At 55.2% G+C, this 18,567-nt stretch carries 11 protein-coding genes and 1 pseudogene; 7 read left to right on the top strand and 5 right to left on the bottom strand.

Going from position 1 to position 18,567, the window contains the following annotated elements; genetic code table 11:
* Positions 1 to 267: pseudogene (locus tag A5774_RS11160) on the bottom strand (hypothetical protein); the annotation flags it as partial.
* Between the two features lie 38 nt (positions 268 to 305).
* Positions 306 to 3,191, bottom strand: a complete 2,886-nt coding sequence (leuS, locus tag A5774_RS01610; protein WP_082936053.1) for a leucine--tRNA ligase — start codon at positions 3,189 to 3,191, stop codon at positions 306 to 308.
* Between the two features lie 61 nt (positions 3,192 to 3,252).
* On the opposite strand from leuS, the gene A5774_RS01615 reads away from it, so the two are divergent.
* Together A5774_RS01615 and A5774_RS01620 are read left to right on the top strand one after the other, a co-directional pair.
* On the top strand, positions 3,253 to 4,998 hold the full coding sequence (locus A5774_RS01615) for an alpha-keto acid decarboxylase family protein (RefSeq protein WP_064833129.1): 1,746 nt from the start codon (positions 3,253 to 3,255) through the stop codon (positions 4,996 to 4,998).
* Positions 4,999 to 5,238: 240 nt separating this feature from the next.
* The gene (locus A5774_RS01620; protein ID WP_064833130.1) at positions 5,239 to 6,561 is read left to right on the top strand and encodes an ATP-binding protein; all 1,323 of its coding nucleotides are present in this window, start codon (positions 5,239 to 5,241) and stop codon (positions 6,559 to 6,561) included.
* Here the strand turns inward: A5774_RS01620 and A5774_RS01625 are convergent.
* Positions 6,558 to 7,988: an aldehyde dehydrogenase family protein gene (locus A5774_RS01625; protein WP_064833131.1), complete on the bottom strand. Its 1,431-nt coding sequence runs from the start codon at positions 7,986 to 7,988 to the stop codon at positions 6,558 to 6,560. The genes A5774_RS01620 and A5774_RS01625 overlap by 4 nt on opposite strands.
* A gap of 200 nt (positions 7,989 to 8,188) precedes the next feature.
* Between A5774_RS01625 and A5774_RS01630 the strand changes: the two genes are divergently transcribed.
* Positions 8,189 to 9,220, top strand: coding sequence for an LLM class flavin-dependent oxidoreductase (locus A5774_RS01630; protein WP_021353324.1), 1,032 nt, complete (start codon positions 8,189 to 8,191; stop codon positions 9,218 to 9,220).
* Positions 9,221 to 9,275: 55 nt separating this feature from the next.
* Here the strand turns inward: A5774_RS01630 and A5774_RS01635 are convergent, their stop codons facing one another.
* Entirely contained in the window at positions 9,276 to 11,027 is a 1,752-nt protein-coding gene (locus tag A5774_RS01635) for an HNH endonuclease signature motif containing protein (protein WP_064833132.1), read from the bottom strand.
* 592 nt (positions 11,028 to 11,619) lie between these two features.
* Between A5774_RS01635 and A5774_RS01640 the strand changes: the two genes are divergently transcribed.
* From A5774_RS01640 to A5774_RS01655, 4 genes are all read left to right on the top strand, one after another.
* The gene (locus tag A5774_RS01640; protein ID WP_023018704.1) at positions 11,620 to 14,661 is read left to right on the top strand and encodes a fibronectin type III domain-containing protein; all 3,042 of its coding nucleotides are present in this window, start codon (positions 11,620 to 11,622) and stop codon (positions 14,659 to 14,661) included.
* Positions 14,661 to 15,677, top strand: a complete 1,017-nt coding sequence (locus A5774_RS01645; RefSeq protein ID WP_023018703.1) for a S1 family peptidase — start codon at positions 14,661 to 14,663, stop codon at positions 15,675 to 15,677. The genes A5774_RS01640 and A5774_RS01645 overlap by 1 nt, the downstream gene beginning before the upstream one ends.
* Before the next feature lie 313 nt (positions 15,678 to 15,990).
* Positions 15,991 to 16,452 (top strand): hypothetical protein, encoded by a 462-nt coding sequence (locus A5774_RS11165; protein ID WP_023018702.1) that lies wholly within the window; start codon positions 15,991 to 15,993, stop codon positions 16,450 to 16,452.
* Between the two features lie 119 nt (positions 16,453 to 16,571).
* Positions 16,572 to 17,828: an MFS transporter gene (locus A5774_RS01655; RefSeq protein ID WP_023018701.1), complete on the top strand. Its 1,257-nt coding sequence runs from the start codon at positions 16,572 to 16,574 to the stop codon at positions 17,826 to 17,828.
* Between the two features lie 150 nt (positions 17,829 to 17,978).
* Here A5774_RS01655 and A5774_RS01660 read toward each other — a convergent pair whose 3' ends face one another.
* Entirely contained in the window at positions 17,979 to 18,350 is a 372-nt protein-coding gene (locus tag A5774_RS01660) for a methylated-DNA--[protein]-cysteine S-methyltransferase (protein ID WP_231892308.1), read from the bottom strand.
* Between the last annotated feature and the right edge of the window lie 217 nt (positions 18,351 to 18,567).

The raw sequence follows: 18,567 nt of genomic DNA on the forward strand, positions 1-18,567 counted from the left end.
GGACTTGCCGGAGCTTTTTTCGGTGGATTTTCCTGAAGATTTCTCGCTCGATTTTCCGGTCGATTCGCTTGCCGACGCCGAATCGCTGGACGTAGCCGACGCTGCAGAATCCGCCTCCGTGGCAGCGGCATCGGCAGTGCTATCCGCAGCGCTGTCGGCAGGCTGCGGATCGGGACGATTTTCTGGGTTCGAACAACCCGCGACGCTTAAAGCAATGACGGCGCTGATGCCAAGCGTGCGGGCGAGTTTACGTGCATGAGGTTTCATGCACCTAGTCTAGCCTGTTTGCCGGGTCACAATACCCGCTACTTCACCACCAGGTTGATCATGCGGCCAGGCACCACGATCTTCTTCACCACGGACTTCTCGCCGATCGCCGCGAGCACCTTGTCGTCGGCAAGCGCGGCGGCCACGGCATCATCCTGGGAGATATCCGCAGCGACCTGCACCCGCGATTTCACCTTGCCGTTCACCTGCACAGGTAGCTCAATTTCGTCGTCGACCAGGTACTTCTCGTCGAAGCTCGGGAACGGCACGAAGGTGATAGTGCCCTCGTGGCCCAGGCGCGTCCACAACTCCTCGGCGATGTGCGGCGCCACCGGAGCGACCATCACAGCGATCGGCTCCACGGCAGCACGCGGCGCACCGTCCGGGTAGTTCTTCGTCAAGTAATTCACGTACTCGATGAGCTTGGCGACGACGGTGTTCACCCGCAGGTTCTCATAGTCATCGCGTACCCCAGCGATGGTGCGGTGCAGCTGCTGCAGATCCTTCTTGCCCAGCTCCGCATCCACGACGGCCACCTCGCCGGTGTTCTCGTTGACCACCAAGCGCCACAGGCGCTGCAAGAAACGCTGCGCACCAACGACGTCCTTAGTGGCCCACGGACGTGAATCCGCCAACGGCCCCATCGACATCTCATAAACACGCAGGGTATCGGCACCAAAGTTTTCGGCAATATCGTCGGGCGCGACCGCGTTCTTCAGCGATTTACCCATCTTGCCGTATTCCCGATTCACCTTCTCACCGTGGTAGAAGAACTCGCCGTCGCGCTCTTCGACTTCTTCGGCAGGCACATAGACGCCACGGGAATCGGTGTAGGCATAGGCCTGGATATAGCCCTGGTTATACAAGCGGCGATACGGCTCTTTCGAGCTCACATGTCCGAGGTCAAACAGTACTTTGTGCCAGAAACGCGCATACAAAAGGTGCAGCACGGCATGCTCCACGCCGCCGACGTACAGGTCCACTCCGCCCGGATCGTTCGGGCCGTGTACCTCTGGGCGTGGCCCGGTCCAGTAGCGCTCGTTGTCGATATCGCAGAAAGCGTCGCTGTTCGTCGGATCGATATAGCGCATCTGGTACCAGGACGAACCTGCCCACTGCGGCATGACGTTGGCATCGCGGTAGTAGGTCTTGGTGCCTTCGCCCAAGTCCATCTCCACTTCGATCCACTCGCGCGCTTTCGCCAGCGGCGGCTGTGGCTCGGTGTCGTGATCATCCGGGTCGAAGGACACCGGCTGGTAATCATCAACCTCCGGCAACTCCACCGGCAGCTGATCTTCCGGGATCGCGTGTGGCCGGCCGGCCTCGTCGTAGACGATCGGGAATGGCTCGCCCCAATAACGCTGGCGAGCAAACAGCCAGTCGCGCAGCTTGTATTGGATCTTCTCGACGCCCAGCTCACGCGCAGCCAACCAGTCGATCGTCGTCGCAATCGCCTCTGCCTTGGATTTGCCAGTCAGGTCCAGCCCGTCGTCATTGGCGGAATTCACATAAGTGCCTTCACCGGTGTGCGCGGCAGAAGAAACATCCCCGCCAGCGACAACCTCGGTGATGGGCAAGCCAAAGACCTGCGCATATTCGTAGTCGCGCTCGTCGTGCGCGGGAACAGCCATAATCGCGCCCGTACCGTAGCCGGTCAATACGTAGTCCGCGGTAAAGACCGGCAGCTTCTTCCCGTTGACCGGGTTGGTGGCGTAGCTGCCTAAGAAAACGCCAGTCTTTTCCTTATTCTCTTGGCGCTCCAAATCCGACTTCGCGGCGATGTCACTACGGTAGGCCTCGATCGCTTCCTTCGGGTCCTCATGGCCATAGGTCCAGCGTGCGTCGACGTCATCGTCGTACGGAACCGGCGAGAGCAAAGCGTCGACAAGCGGGTGCTCCGGGGCCAACACAACGTATTCCGCGCCAAAAAGCGTGTCCGGGCGCGTGGTAAACACCGTGATGTCGTGACCCTCGCAGCGGAAATCCACCTCCGCACCGCGCGAGCGCCCGATCCAGTTGCGCTGCATGGACTTCACTTTTTCCGGCCAATCCAGCAGTTCCAGATCATCCAACAGGCGGTCAGAATACGCGGTAATGCGCATCATCCACTGCTTTAAGTTCTTGCGAAACACCGGGAAGTTACCGCGCTCAGAACGGCCATCGGCGGTGACCTCTTCATTCGCCAACACCGTGCCCAAGCCCGGGCACCAATTCACGGTGGAATCGCTCAGATACACCAGGCGGAATTCATCCACGGCCCGGTCTTTTTCTTCCTCGCTTAACGACGCATACTCGCGGCCGTCCTTAGTGGCCAGCTCGCCAGATTCCAGCAGCGGGTACAACTCGTCAATCGGGCGCGCCTTTTGTTGCTGCTCATCGAACCACGACTGGTAGATCTGCAAGAAAATCCACTGCGTCCAGCGATAAAATTCCGGATCAATGGTGGCCACCGAACGGCGCTTGTCATGACCCAGCCCCAACGATCCCAACTGGCGACGCATATTCGCGATATTCGCCACCGTCGTCGTGCGCGGGTGGGTTCCGGTTTGGATCGCATACTGCTCCGCCGGCAAACCAAAAGCGTCATAGCCCAAGGTGTGCAGCACGTTTTTGCCCAATAAGCGGTTGAACCGGGCGAACACATCCGTGGCGATATAGCCCAGCGGGTGCCCCACGTGCAGGCCCGCGCCAGACGGGTACGGGAACATATCTTGGACGAAGAGCTTATCTTCGGGCAGGGTGCCGTCGGCAAGAGCTAAATCACCGGTCGGGTTTGGCGCATGAAACGTGCCGTTGTCGTCCCAGTACTGCTGCCAACGCGACTCAATCTGGTTGGCAAGCTGCGGGGTATAACGGTGTTCCGGGCCAGTGTTGCTGACATTTTCAGCACTAAGATTTTCTGTGTTTTCGCGCGCTTCGGTCATGGTTTTATAGTCTAATAGCTTTACGGGATCCGTCCCGTTTTCACAGAAGGGCTAGTACAACATGCGCATGACGATTGGCGATTTTCTCATCCGCCGCTTGCAAGAAATCGGCATCACTGAAGTCATTGGTGTGCCGGGTGATTTCAACTTGAACTGGCTGGAGCAAATTGAAGCCGCCGACGGCATCCGCTTTGTAGGCAGCACCAATGAGCTCAACGCCGCGTATGCCGCCGACGGCTATGCGCGCGCCCGCGGGATCTCGTGCCTTTTGACCACCTACGGTGTTGGCGAGCTATCCGCACTCAACGGCCTGGCCGGCGCCGCCTGCGAGCACATCCCGATGGTCTCGATCGCCGGTGCTCCCCCATTGTTTGCTACAGAAAAGCGCTGGTTGCTGCACCATACGCTTGCCGACGGCAACTTCGGCAATATGCTCGATTCGCTGCGCCCCTTCACCGCGCTGGCCGAACGCATCAGCCCCATGAATGCGGTTACCGAAATTGATCGCGCGTTGCAGACGTGCCTGCGGGAAAAGCGGCCAGTGCACCTGCAGCTGCCCTCCGATATTTCCCACTTGAGCATCACCGTGCCGGAGGAACCACTGGATACCTCGCTCGAACCATCGGATCCGGTGCAACTCGAGGCAGTGTTGGACCGGCTGGTGCAGGAATTCGCGGCGGCGGAAAACCCGGTATTGCTCGTCGACCAGGACGCGCAGCGCCACGGGTTTTTGGATTTGTTTGCCCAGATCGTCGACAAGATTCAGCTGCCTTATGCCCAGATGGCTTCCGGCAAAGCTTTACTGAGTGAGCAGCACCCACTGTTTTTGGGCACCTATAACGGCAAGGCCTCGTGGCCGGGTGTGCGCGAGCGCGTAGAAGGCTCGGATTTCTTGCTCACCTGCACCCCACGGTTCATTGAGGTGAACTCGGGTAGCTTCTCGCATGAGTTGTACGAAGAAAATATCGTGGATTTCGGTGACCAGCACGTCAATATTTACGGCGAGCACATCGTGGGCTTGGACACCACAGAAGTGTTGGCTGAGTTACTGGAGCGGCTGCCGGCTGCCGACGGAGCTGGCTCGGGCACTAGCGCCACCGGAGACAGCAAGGGAGAGAGCACGGGAGAGAGCGCAGCCAAGCAGCCAAGCAGCGTGAACCCGGAGGCAGTACTGCCGGAGCCTTTTGAGGTCCGCGCCGGTGCCGAGCTGACGCAAGCGCGCTTGTGGCCGCAGGTTCGCGAGTTCATCCGCCCTGGTGACACGGTTATCGCGGAGGCCGGAACCTCTAATATTGGTTTGGGCCCACAGCGCATGCCGGAAAATGTTCGCTACATCAACAGTGCCATTTGGGGTTCGATTGGTTATACCCTGCCCGCTTTGCTGGGCAGCCAAATGGCGGATGCGGACACACGCCACCTGTTGTTCATCGGTGATGGTTCTTTCCAGCTGACCGCCCAGGAATTGTCGACGATTCTGCGAGAGAAGCAAAAGCCAATCATCGTATTGTTGAACAACCGTGGCTACACCATCGAGCGCTACATCCTGGGCATGGACCGCGAGTACAACGACATCGCCGATTGGGCTTATCACAAGTTACCGGAGGTTTTTGTCCCCGGAACCGAGATGGTTTCCTATACCGCACGCACTGAAGATGAGCTTGCCGACGCCTTCGCCGCTATTAATAACAGCGAACAGGGTGCGTTCCTGGAAATCCACCTGGACCCAGAAGACGCCCCTGCTGGCCTGCAGGCCTTCGGCCCGATGACCGCGGAATTCGATTACGGACCACGCGGGCCTAGGAACTAAGAGGTCACGGAACTAAGGCGCCGCGGAATTAAGAGGTCAGGAATTGCAGTTGTTGTTATTTATTGAAACAACTAACAACAACTCTAAACAACTAGCAACAACTATTCTGAGCTGCGAAAATATACGACTTTGCCCGCTTTGACATCGTGCAAGTTGTTTCCAAGTTGTTTGCTAGTTGTTTTAGAAGAAGAAAAACCGCGCAGAAAACAACTTTCTGGGATTTTGCCTATATTCAACGCTATGGATGTCACGCCCACAAAACGTGATGGCACTAATTGCCGTGCGATGTCGGAAGAAGAACGCCGCCTGATCCGTCGCATCCGAGAGGATGATGACTATTCCAATCGTATTTCTTCCTATCCGGTAGAAAATTTGTCTCATGAAGTCCTCACTGAATTGCGGCGACTGTTACGCTCACACCGCCAACGTCGCGGCATCGACGCTGCCACCCCAACCGGCGCCCAGGCACTCTTGCGCGAGGTCGGTTTACTCAGCGATGATGGCAGCCTCAAACGTGCAGGTGAAATTCTGCTTACGCCTGCATCCACAACCCAAGTCACAATTCGCCACCTATGGCGAGCATTACCCGGAGCAGACCCAAAAGCCACAGAATTTTCTACTCCATTACTCGAGGCACTACCAGCGTTGCGTCGGCTCATTCTAGAACGAGCTGACCAAGAAATGGTCCGGGTGCAATTCGACAGCGGGCAAGAGTCGGCAATCCCTCGTTTTCCTGCGCAAGCTATCGACGAAGCCATCACCAATGCCATCATCCATCGCGACTGGCGCACAGAGCAGCCGGTCATCATCGACCAGTCGCCACGCATCTTGAAAGTGTGGTCACCCGGTCCACTGGTCCCTGGTGTCGACGAAAACCGTCTCCTAACAACACAATCCGTCCCCCGAAACGGACGGTTAATGGCGAGCATGCGTTCAATTGGGCTAGCCGAAGAATCATCTCGCGGTTTTGATCGTATGTGGTTGGCGATGCTGAACACTGGACGTGAAGTCCCAGAGGTAACCGCTACCGACGAATTTGTCGAAATCATTTTTGCAGCTGGAAACCCTGACGTTGCTTTTATCAAAGCAATCCACGGGCTCCAAGAACGATTCAGTGACGAAGTAATCAATAATTTGAACACTATGCTTGTGCTGTGGAAGCTCTGGCACGCACCGCTTATAACCCTCAAGCAAACTGCGCATAGCACCCAAACATCTCAGCTCGAAGCTAGTGAACTATTAAATGCACTCGAAGACTACGGCGTTGTTCAGCGCATAAATAATGCAGATGAATGGGTGTTATCCGCGCAGGTGGCACAATTGTCTGGCAAGGATCTGCCCACCGCGGCTGCCAGCGTCCAAGAGCGCATTGAGGCGCAGCTTCAGGACGGTAACTCCGTTGCTGCAGCGGATTTAGCAGAACGTTTCAGTATATCACGTGGTGAAATCACCAACGTGCTGCGCCACCTGCGCACATTGGGCCGAGCACAAATCGATCCAGCTGGTCCACAACGTGGCTCGGGAACCCGCTGGATCGCAACAGCGCCAAACACTCCCCGCTAAGTGTTGATCGCCTGCGGGTAAGCCAGCCCCTTCAACCCCTCAGTACCAAACTCCACACCATAACCGGAGGATTTAATACCACCGAACGGCACCCGCGGATCCACCGCACCATGCTTATTAATCCACACCGTGCCGGCTTGCAGGCGCGCAGCAACCTCGCGGGCTTTCTGCGCATCCGCCGACCACACCGACGCACCCAACCCCACATCCAAGCTGTTGGCCCACGCGATCGCCTGCTCCAACTCGGAATACCGAATCAGCGGCACCGCCGGACCGAACTGCTCTTGCGCAACCAATGGGTTATCCGGGTCAATATCAGCCACGATCGTTACCGGGTAGAAATAGCCCGGCGCGTCATAGTCTGGATCTCCACCAACAAGTACGCGTGCGCCACCATCTTTGGCGGCTTTGACCAGGCCGTCGACAATGTCGAACTGTGCTTTGTTCTGCAGCGGGCCTAGCACGTTGTTCTCATCAAGGCCATTGCCCATCGGCATGCGCTTGGCGACAGCTACCAGCGCCTCGGCCACCTCATCATAAATCGCATCCGGAACATAGATACGCTTGGCTGCGGCACACGTCTGCCCAGTATTGATAAACGCACCCCAGAACAAGTCTTCGGCAATTGCTTGCGGGTCGACGTCGTCAAGCACCACGGCGGCATCGTTACCGCCGAGTTCCAGGGTCAGGCGGGTGATATTACCGGCAGAAGCCTCGATGATTTTCTTGCCGGTTTCCGTCGAACCGGTGAACATGATCTTGTCGACGTCCGGGTGCGTGGTCAGTGCTGCACCAACCCCACCATCACCGGTAACGATGTGCAGCACATCTTTCGGCAACACGGTATTGGCAATAGCAACCAATGCACTGACCGATAGTGGGGTATACCCAGAAGGCTTGACGACGACGGTGTTTCCCATGCGCAGCGCCGGGGCGATTTGCCAGATGGTGATCATCATCGGCCAGTTCCATGGACCAATCGCACCGACAACACCCAGGGGCCGGTAGTGCACGGTAGCGGTGATGTCATCATCAACGGCGGTGTAATCCGGTGATTCAAACGATGCGGTTGCCCGCAGCCACGCGGCACACGCGCCGACCTCGAAACGGGCATTGGGTCCGTTAAGTGGCTTGCCCTGTTCTTGCGAAAGCAACTTAGCCAGTGGTTCTGCAGCTTCTTCGATGGCATCAGCGAATTTGTTCAGCAGTTCGCAGCGAGCGTGATCGCCTTGTGCTTCCCAGTCTGGTTGCGCAGCACGCGCAGCAGCAATGGCATCGTTGAGATCGCTTTCGTCGTGGACCTGGTAGGTGCCAACCAGCTCGCCGGTGGCGGGGTTGTGGATTTCGGCGGTGCCGTCGCTGCCACCGTCGGTGGTGATGGCGTCCATAATGGCGTCGTAAGTGGTCAGGGTATGGGTTTCGGACATGGGATGCTCCTTAGCCTCTGTTACCGGAGTTTCTATTGTGATCTGAGTGATTGTGATCTGAGTGCCAGCATATACAACAGACTTTCCTAGCGATAGTGCCGCGAGTCACTAAAATTAATTACCGGTCTACAATTTTCCACAGGGGGCAAGAAAACTAAATGGTCCTCGCAACTAGTTGACACATCATCTATTATGGTGTCATGAAGAAATTCGGGTTTTTAAGCTTCGGACATTACAAGTTCCCCGGCCAGCGCGGGCCTAATGCCCAGCAGACCCTCAAGCAGGGGTTGGAGCTTGCCGTGGAGGCAGACAAGATTGGCGTGAATGGCGCGTATTTCCGCGTGCACCACTTTGCCCCGCAGGGGGCGGCGCCGATGCCGTTGCTTTCTGCGATTGCCGCGCGCACGAAGCACATTGAGGTCGGTACCGGCGTGATCGATATGCGTTACGAAAACCCGTTGTACTTGGCAGAAGAGGCCGCTGCACTGGATTTGCTTGCCGACGGCCGGGTCGCGTTGGGGGTTTCGCGGGGATCACCGGAGCCTGCGCACCGTGGTTGGGAGGCTTTCGGCTATACCGGTTCCGACGATCCGCGCGGGGCGGATCTTGCCCGGGAGAAGTTCGCGAAGTTTATGCAGGGCGTGCGTGGTGAGGCCGTCGTCAAGTCTGCACAGGACCCGTATCCACCGATTTATCAGCCGGGCACTCCGCTACCGGTGATGCCGCATTCGCCTGGTTTGCAGCGCAATATCTGGTGGGGTGCTGGAACGAAGAAAACTGCCGAGTGGGCTGCTGAGCAGGGTGTGAACCTGATGAGTTCCACGTTGCTGACGGAGGCCACTGGTGAGGCTTTTGGTGATTTGCAGGCGGCGCAGCTGCAGGCTTATCACGAGGCGTGGAAGCAGGCTGGGCATGATTGGACGCCGCGGACGTCGGTGAGCCGCAGCGTGTTCCCGATTGTCAGCGACCGGGATCGTGCGTTGTTTGGCATGAGCGGCGGGAATGATCAGATCGGCATTATTGATGGTTATGAGTCGACGTTTGGTCGCACTTATGCCGGCGAGCCGGAGCAATTGATCGAACAGCTCAAGGACGACGCCGCCGTGATGGAGGCGGATACTTTGATGCTGACGATCCCGAACCAGCTGGGTGTGGATCTGAACCTGCGGCTTCTGCAGAATTTCGCCGAGCATGTGGCCCCTGCTTTGGGCTGGGAGCCGGCGAACCGTTAGTTCTGTGCTTCTTTTTGGGGCTTCGGCCCGGCAGTAGCTGGGCATGGTTTCTTCTTTAAAAGGGTGGCTCGCCTGGGTCAATGGCATGTGTCTTCGTTTTACCTTTGCTGAAATCATACGACGATTCATGTGCCGGACCATCCGCAGCAGAACCGGGGCCGTTGTCCCGCAGCACCGCAATCGCCTCCCGAATACGCTCAACCTGCCTGCGGCACTTCGGAATCGTCACAAAAGCAAAATCACGATCCACTAAAGTCCGCTCCAAGTGAGAGATATTGTTCGCCCAGCGCTGCTCCTCTTGCGTTTTCGTCATCCGTGCCGACATCTCTGCCAATTCCGAGGAACCCGCGCCCCAAGTTTCACAGAAACTCTCCCAGGGGTGCTTAAACTTATACGCCCCATACTCATCGCGCTCCGCACCACTGTCACCATTCGGATCGCGGTATTCTGTGCCGTATTTTTCTTTCCATTCCTGGCGCCACTTAGCTTGCCAAGCTTGCTGCTTCCGGTTCCACTTTTCTTCTTGTTCTTCCAACCGGCGGGCCCGTTCTTCTGCCTCCTCACGTACTGCTTGCCGGTGGCTATCCATCTTTTCTTGCACCGACTGCACCCACCTACGATTCGGAGCAGCCAATGGACCATCAGCCTCAGTCGACTGCCACGAACCATCCGCAAACAACCACACCACACTGCCACTCACAGGCTCAAAAATAGGCCGGACACGTTTATCAGTTTTAATATGATGGTGATGCTGACACAAAGAGATCACATTACTCGGCGATGTCGAACCACCAGCAGCAAATTCCACCACATGATCCATCTGACACATCGTGGCAGGCCTACTACAACCTGGGTATCGACAATGCCCATCCCTACCAGTCACCGCAGAACGCATCATCGGGGTAGCCGCATAACCAGATACCACAGCGCCCATCGCCGCATCCATGTCATAATGCTTACCCGCCCGAGCAGCTAAAACATCGGCTGCCTCAGCAAAAACCGTGGCCACCCCACCACCGGTATCAGTAGCCACAAACAACGGAGCATCGTCTACATCTGTAGCCCGATAACAATTCAACGTCACCGAAGTTTCAGCCTTACCTAACAACAACTCCACGGTGGCATCACGCAACGAAATACCAGCCTGCTTTGCATAATTACGAATATGCGCATCAATCTCAACCGCAGTCGCAGCATCAGTATCAAACCGAAACACATGACTATCATGCCCATTGGCCACAGATACAGGGATATGTTCTACCCCATAGGGTTTCCGGGAAGTCTGAGACTTATTTGTTTTACCTGTACGCACCGCGGAATCAAGAGCTTCAATCTCCCGATTAATCCGGCTACTAATCGTACGTTTGCTAACCATCTGCTGGGCAGGCTTTGTCGGAGTTAACAAATCAACCAAAAGATCATCGATAACAGAAAAGATATGCGCGCTAGCATCACCCGCTTTCTGCATCGCCCGATCAATAGCCACCCAATGCTCAATATCCAAATGCCACAGTTTCATTGCCAGCTCATGCAGCTTCGGCAAATCACTCATGCGATAAAAAGCACTGATGATATCACCCACCCGGGCAACGGTTTCGCCACTATCAGCCACCAACAGGGTCTGTAGTTCGTCGTAATCATCGACATTGAGCTCGACGGCCTTTTCCCACACTAAATATTTATGCCGCCGTAACTCCAACATCGCCACAGCTTGCCGATTATACGGATTGCAATGCGTGAAATAACCTTCTGGAAACTCGGACGGCACACGTACCTCACGACGATCGTCATCTTGTTTTTTCGTCATGGAACCCCCGAACTTTCGTGCGAATTAAGATGGTTCCAGTTTAACGAAACAAAGACACAACCACAACCCTGTTCGAACACAAATAAACCCCCGAAACTTGGGGCACTACGCCACGGAACCTAAATATCCATAACCAGCACACCAGATAATCGCTGCATAACTCGATTATATTCACGGACAGCACAACATTTCACTCATCGAGGCCAACCCCACACAACTAAATCTATAGAAAAATAAAACCCGCATCTATTTTCTATAAATTGGAGTAATTGCCGCCTTCCGTGACCTACACTCGCTTGGTTCACACTCAAATCCAACACCGAAATGCGTTGCATTAAGTGCAGACATATTCGATAAAAATCCCGACGGCCATCGCTTTCAACTAATAAAAACCCACCCACCCCGCACCGCCGGCGAAAACCTTAACGACAAACCTATCGACCCGGTGTTTCTGGACACGGGTTGGTCACCCACCAGAGTGCTCAATATCACCGAGGTTTGCCTGGCTTATGTTAAAGAGTCAAGGCTAACCTTTAACTAATTTTCAATAGAGTTTCACTCAATTCCCACTTCCCTGAAAGGAATCCACTCAGTGAATAACAATCGGCGTCTATGGATGCAGGTAACGGTGGCAGGTTTGACCTCTCTGTCGCTTGGTTTCGGCACACTCACTCCCGCACACGCACAAGATTTTTCGGCGCCACCGGCTGCTCAGGAGCCACAAGCCTCGACCGAGGACCAAGATACTTCTCGCGCAGAAGGTCCGAAGCTGACCGGCGTGCTCGCCGAAGGGCAGCTCATCACAGCAGAATGGGAACTTGCGCCAGCAGAGTTTCAGACGAGCTATCACCAAGTGCAGCTTTTGAAAGTGCAGAACGGAAAACCTGTCACTAGCAAGCCCGTTGTGGATCAATTCGTTGCTGGCAACGCAACACATTATCAGTTTGCAAATGTAGCACCTGGTGATTATGTGGTCCGCGTGTTTGCGGTGCGGGGTGTCGAAAATTCCCAGTTCAGTCAATCACGGATCCTGACAACCACTGACAAACCACAGGCTCCTGAAGCACCACACAAGCCATACCTACAGCTCAAGAAAGGCAAGACGGCACGCGTCGAATGGGACCGCCGTTCTACAGGCAGCACCCGGATTCACACCTACGTTGTGAAATTGCAGCCTAATGATGGTTCTGGCCCTCTCGAACAAAAAGTTACGGGCACGAGCACGTATCCCGACAACTTCGCAGAATTCCCAAATCTGAAACCAGGTGTTCAATACACCGCCACCGTAGAAGCGCAAAGCGCAACTGGAAACTCACGTCCATCCGAAACCAGTGAACCGCTTGCCGTCAGCGAAGATCCCAATCCGCAATTCACAGTCGATACCGACACAATCGACCTCGCCAAAGGCGGCGAATTCACGGTATCCGGTAAAGGATACACCGGTCCGGCTGCACAAGAGGGTGTCTACCTAGTATTTTGGGCTGCTTCGAAGTGGACGCCAGGAGAGTTACCGCGCGACATCGAGAAAAAGGGCGTCTCGGTGCACATCAAACCCGAAGAGATTGTCAATGGCGCCTTCACCAAGAAGATTCAGATTAATCCAGGTGAAATCAGCCTCGTGCAAGGCGATTCCTATCAAATAGGCACCCTTGCTGGCGGAAAGATGCTGCCTATTGATCGTCGATTGGACCTCGCAAAACCAGTCAAACTCACTTCCCAATCACTCGCAGAAGTCCAAGCAAGCGCCAAGAATGACACGGTGACCGCGCGGTGGAAGCTTGCAGAAAATGACAAACGCGGCTCAAGTATTCGCATCACGTTGTACCGAGAAAACGACGGACAGAACACTTATGTCAACCATCTCGACCGTGGCCCACAAGTTTCCACCGCTGATTTTGTTGGCCGTCAGCCGGGAACGTACCGCGTTGGCGTGAAAGCCAACCTGAACCGCGATGAATTCGGTACGCCAGAATGGACCGAAGAAAAATTCAGCGAGACCGTCACCGTCGTCGATCCCGATGCACCGCAGCCACCAGCAGCGAAGCCTGAAGGTCCAGCTAAACCAGAGGTTCCAGCACCAGCTGATCCTGCACCGAAACCATCGCAGCCAGCACCGTCGAAACCAGCTCCTGCGCCTGCGCCGTCCCAGGATCAAAAACCTTCCAAGCCAGCAAAGCCAGCACCGTCGACCCCAGCAAAGCCTGGGAAGGAAACACCAGAAAATAAGGCACTGAAAACCCCTGATGCCCCGCGCATCAGCCCTGCATCCGCTAAGGACTACTCCAAGGCAGGCTTGTTCTACTCACTCGCGGGATACGAAGACATCAAAAAGGTCGAAGCCCGCCTGGTTCCCGTTGACGACAAAGGCAACCAGGAAAGCGACGACTTCATCACCCCAAGCGAAATTGCTAATGGGTACGCTGAGTTCACCGGCCTAAAGAAAGGCCAGCGCTACCGGGGCCAAATCAAGGTAATCACGGAAAAGGGCGAAACAGCCTGGTCTGACTACTCCAGCATTTTCTTGTCGCAGACACCAGAACAAGGCATCGACCCTGACCTGACCTTGTTCCCAGGCACTCCATTGGATAGCCGGAAAGCAAATACGATCACCGTCAACGGCACCGGCTACCTAAACGGCAAAGAGATGAATCTCTATGTGCTGGAAAACACCGATGTGCCTGACGACGGTAGGTTCACCGCCGACACCGCCAAGAAAGCCCTGGCTTCCACAACTGCCAAAGTCACCGACGGCAAATTCTCGCAGAACCTGGAAATCCCGGCTAACACGCTGAACCCGAAGAAAAAATACTTCGTGGCAAGCGTCGACAAGCACGGCAATCACGAATACGACTACGCTGTTTTGCTCAAAGTCAAAGACGGGGCAGTTGCCACTCCGACGCTAGATGTTTCTACAACAACGGTAAATGCTGCCACGGGTGGTGACATTACTGTCCGCGGTGCGGGGTTCGTCGGCGAAGGCGCCTCACAGGGTGTCTACGTTGCGGTGTACAAGAAAGCACAATGGAACGTCGGCAAGTCTGCGCCAGTGGGCCGTCCAGTTGCCGCCGAATGGGTACGAATGAATGAGCTGAACAATGGCAGCTTCGTCAAGCGAATCAACATTCCGGCCAATGCTTTGGATCCGAATGAGCAGTACGTGATCGGCACGCTGGCCGCGCATGCTTTGTCGCAAACCAACCGTGAGCTGGATACAGCCCAAGATCTCGTCGTCACTAACGGCCCGACTGCCCCAGCAATGCCAGAAGCACCACAAGCCCCGAATGTTCCAGGAGCGGCAGATGCCCCAGAAGGTCCAGGTGCACACCCTGCCCCTGGCAACCCCAGTGAACAGCCTGCTCCAGAAGCTCCAGGCGAACAGCCAAACCAAACCCCACAGGTGACGCCGCCAAACGCCACCCCACCGAGCGCACCTACCCCGCCGAGCACAACCACACCAGACACAATCACCTCCAGCCCTTGGTTCAAGGCGATCGCCGCAGTGGGCGGAATTGGTCTTGTCTTTGCCGGCATCGGTGCTGCATTGCAGGGGCTACGCCACAACGTCCCTGTAATCAATGACTTCCTGACCAACCTGGAACGCACCATCCAGAACTTCTTCGGTGGGCGTCGCTAATGATTTCTCCCGCATTTCACCCCCGCAAACGCCGTGGCGTACTCGCTGTCGCTGCGTGCCTAACACTTGGTTTCGCCATCGGACCACTGAGCATAAGCGGACCAGGAGTCGCTGCCGCGCAATCCAGCTTTGGTTCCAGCAATGCTCCGGGTCCCGCACCAAAACCACAGCCGCAGCCTGCACCGGCACCGAAGCCACAAGATCCGGCACCACAGCCGCAGCCGCTGCCCAAGATGCCGAAGCTTCCGCCTGTCCAACAACCGGAGCAACCACAGCAGCCGCCACAAGGGCCACCGCAGATCGTCGAAAAGATCACCAAGGTTCCTATTTTCAGCCGGGAAGAAAACATCGAGTGGCACGAGGTCACCGGCCAGAAAATCTATGCCGAAGGCGAGGCTTTTCAGTTCCTGGAGCGCCCCGGAAAAATCACACCAGGTGCCCGGATTACGAACACCCGGTTGGGTTCATACTGCTCGGTGGGATGGATCGTCGAAAAGAACGGCGAACAGTTCATCCTCACAGCCGGGCATTGTGGCCGCGAAGGCGACGTCTTCAGCATCGAAGACCCCGAGGGCCGGCACCATGTAGTGGGAACGATGACCTATTCAGAGTTTCAGAATCATGGCGACATTGGACGCTACGACAAAGGGCTGATCAAAATCGACAATCCTGCGATGGTCGACGCTAGCCTGCAGCTTTTCTGGAAGAACCAAAAAATGATCACCGCTGCGGTGCAGAATACGGGTTGGACAGAAGAGCACAAGCCGAGGCTCTGCCGCATGGGTGCACGGACCGGGCTTTCCTGTGGACCATATTACGGAGTAGGCGCTGACGGGCAGTTGATTTACAACGCGATCTCTCTGCCCGGCGACTCCGGCGGACCGGTTTTTGCCACCCACAACGGGCATGCCTTTCCTATCGGAATCGTTTCCGGTGGCCTGAAAGAAGATGCTATCCATCAGGTTGCTCAACCGATTGCGCAATTCCTTAACGACGGCGGCTACACGCTGCTCTAACTCAGCGCTTTCGGTCCAAGCCACCGGCAAGCATGCCGAGATGATCAATGCTTACCGAACCCCTCAAACAGGAGCCCATGCAATATCTACCCGAGTCGCACAAGTGTCGGCCCGGAACGGCTGAGAAGCCGGTTGGATGGGCTCCCCAACCGGAGAGTCATTCATAGACCAAAGCGGAGATAGTGTTCACACTCGCTGGATGACTATGCCCCTTTAAAAGGAGTACTGCCCGACCAGTAGCTGATTACTATTACCCAGCGGTCGAACTAAAAAATGTATAGTTGAACCTGCAGCAATTTGAAGAGGTTTAACATTGGGTAACGATAGCCGTTCTTCATCGCTTTGGGATTGGCCGCGATGGGCGCTTCCGTTACCTGAAATTCTGCTGATCGCCGTATTGCAATTAACGAGTTGGGCACACTGCTCACTGAATGACTGTTCAGAAGGCCCCACCGATTTCACCACCGGCGGCAGCAACCTCTGGTGGTGGCAACTCATGAGTGTCGCCGCCATCGTGATCAGCACTATTTTCGCCGCGTTCCCACTACGCAGTCGTCTGCCAGAAATCGGCTTATTACTCTGGTCCGGATTTACTTGGTCGCTACAATTTTGGGCCTTTAACCAAGACCTAGTCGATAACTACGACTTACAATTACTCTTATACCCAATCTCGGAATCCTGGAGAGCCGGTATCATCGTCACCGCGAGTTTATTCCTCCGAAAGAGCCTGCTCAAACGACGGTTAAACCAAACTCCAACTGCCCTAAGCAACTAAAACGGAACAAAACCCGGGGCACTTCAGGTTTCGCTCGAAGTATATGATGCCAATAAGCCCTAGTGGACGCTTCCCACTATCGAATATTACTGAGTAAATCTTCGACTCTAAGGAATCATATGGCAGAAAATAAACTTTGGTCGAGGACATTTTCGAGGTTGTGGGCTTGCGAAGGTGTATCAGTACTATCAGCTCAAATGCTTATTTTTGCGCTTCCCATAGTAGCAGTCTCAACATTCCAAGCTACTGATGCACAAATTGGCCTAATCAATACATTCGTCGGTTTGGGATTACTTACCTTTTTACTCGTCGGGGCAAGTCTTACTGATCTACGACGCCAAGACACACTCCTCGGCGCTTTATCCCTAGCGCGTGCCATGATATGTGGCTTCGCTGCTTTTGCCGCAGCCACTGATCAACTCGCATTATGGCATTTACTCATCATAGGGTTTGTAATCAGCGGAATGACCGCTTTATACGATAGTGCATTTTCAGCTGTCGTCCCACAAGTTGTCCATACTCATTATTTAGGCAAAGCAAATAGTTGGATTGCCGCCTTACGCTCTGCATCAGATATTGGCGCAGGTTCATTAGCAGGGATACTACTATCCTATACAGGATCGGCAACTTTATTTTGTTTACTCATGGTTTTCTACGCAATAGCCAGCATCGGACCATTTAGTCTACGCCCGATATTTAAAAGAAAACAGAAACTCAACTCATCGAATCGTCATGTTTTCTCGCAAATCATGGGAGCTCGAGAAGGGATTCGTTTCCTGTTCTCTGATCCCATACAAAGACCAATCACCCTAGCCATAGCCCATTTCAACCTGTTCACCAGTGCTATACAAGCCCTATATGTTGTATTTGCTCTACGATACGCAAACCTGTCTGCAGCTGAGATTGGCGTATCAGCAAGTATCGCTGGGGTTATTGGCTTATGCGGTGTCTTTATCTCTGACTGGTCAATCAAGAAAATCCGCCCAGTTATATTGCTGTCTGTGACATTAGCGCTACCAGTATTATCCGGGGCAGGTATCCTTATCCTGCCCCTTCTTGATCAATTCGCTTCTATGTTGGTACTGAGCGCTTCCCTCGGGCTTTGGGCCTGCGCTGTTCTGGTTAATGTTGCAGCAAGCGAAACACTCAAGCAGCAAATGGTCCCTGAAGCTATCCTCGGCCGTGTCTCAGCTGCGATTCGACTACTTACCTGGGGAGTCGACCCAATTGGTGCAGGCCTTGCCACACTAGCAGTGCTCTATCTTCCTATTCACAGCGTGCTCTTGATCAGTGTTATTGGAGTGGGTGCTTCCGTTTCCTGGCTGCTTGCTTCCTCCCAGCTGCGCAAGCTTTCTCCTACACCAACGAGTAATTGATGACAGCATTTTGAAGTGTCCCACTAATTCATCATGCAGGGTTTGGGCGCACAGGCGTAGCTCGCCGTCCTGGACTTTCCACGCAGGCGCAAGCAACGGTGCCCCACCCCGATTCCAGTACCAGCCTTACCACGATGCCAAGTGGCAGCCTTAAAACAACCGCCCCGCCTCCGCCGCGCTCGGCTCTTCATGCTGCAACAACCAACGCTTTCGGTCCAAGCCACCGGCATAACCAGTCAAGCTACCATCAGCACCAAGCACCCGGTGACACGGCACAATCACACTCCACGGATTGCGCCCCACTACCTGCCCAACCCGCTGCGATAGCCCCACGCTGCCCATCTCACGAGCCAACGCCCCATACGTCGTGGTCGCACCATACGCAATCCCCTGCAGCAGCCGCCAGACCTGCACCGAAAATTCGCTTGCCGACGCCGCCACGTGTGCCCAATCCAAAGGCACCGTGAAAGTCTTTCGCTTGCCGACGAAATACTCGCTTAATTCTGCCCGCGCCTGGCACAAAATCCGGCGGATGCTGGTGCTGGACTCGCTCGTGCCGACGGGCTAGTCGGGGTGTATTTCAGTGGCGGTAAGCATGTGCCAGATATTGCGGAGTGTGGGCCACGGTGTGAACTGGATGATGATGCCAGGCAGCGTGACGACGTCGGCACGAGCGAGTCCAGCACCAGCATCCGCCGGATTTTGTGCCAGGCGCGGGCAGAATTAAGCGAGTATTTCA

This window comes from Corynebacterium sp. EPI-003-04-2554_SCH2473622, assembly GCF_001665955.1.
GTDB lineage: Bacteria > Actinomycetota > Actinomycetes > Mycobacteriales > Mycobacteriaceae > Corynebacterium > Corynebacterium pseudodiphtheriticum.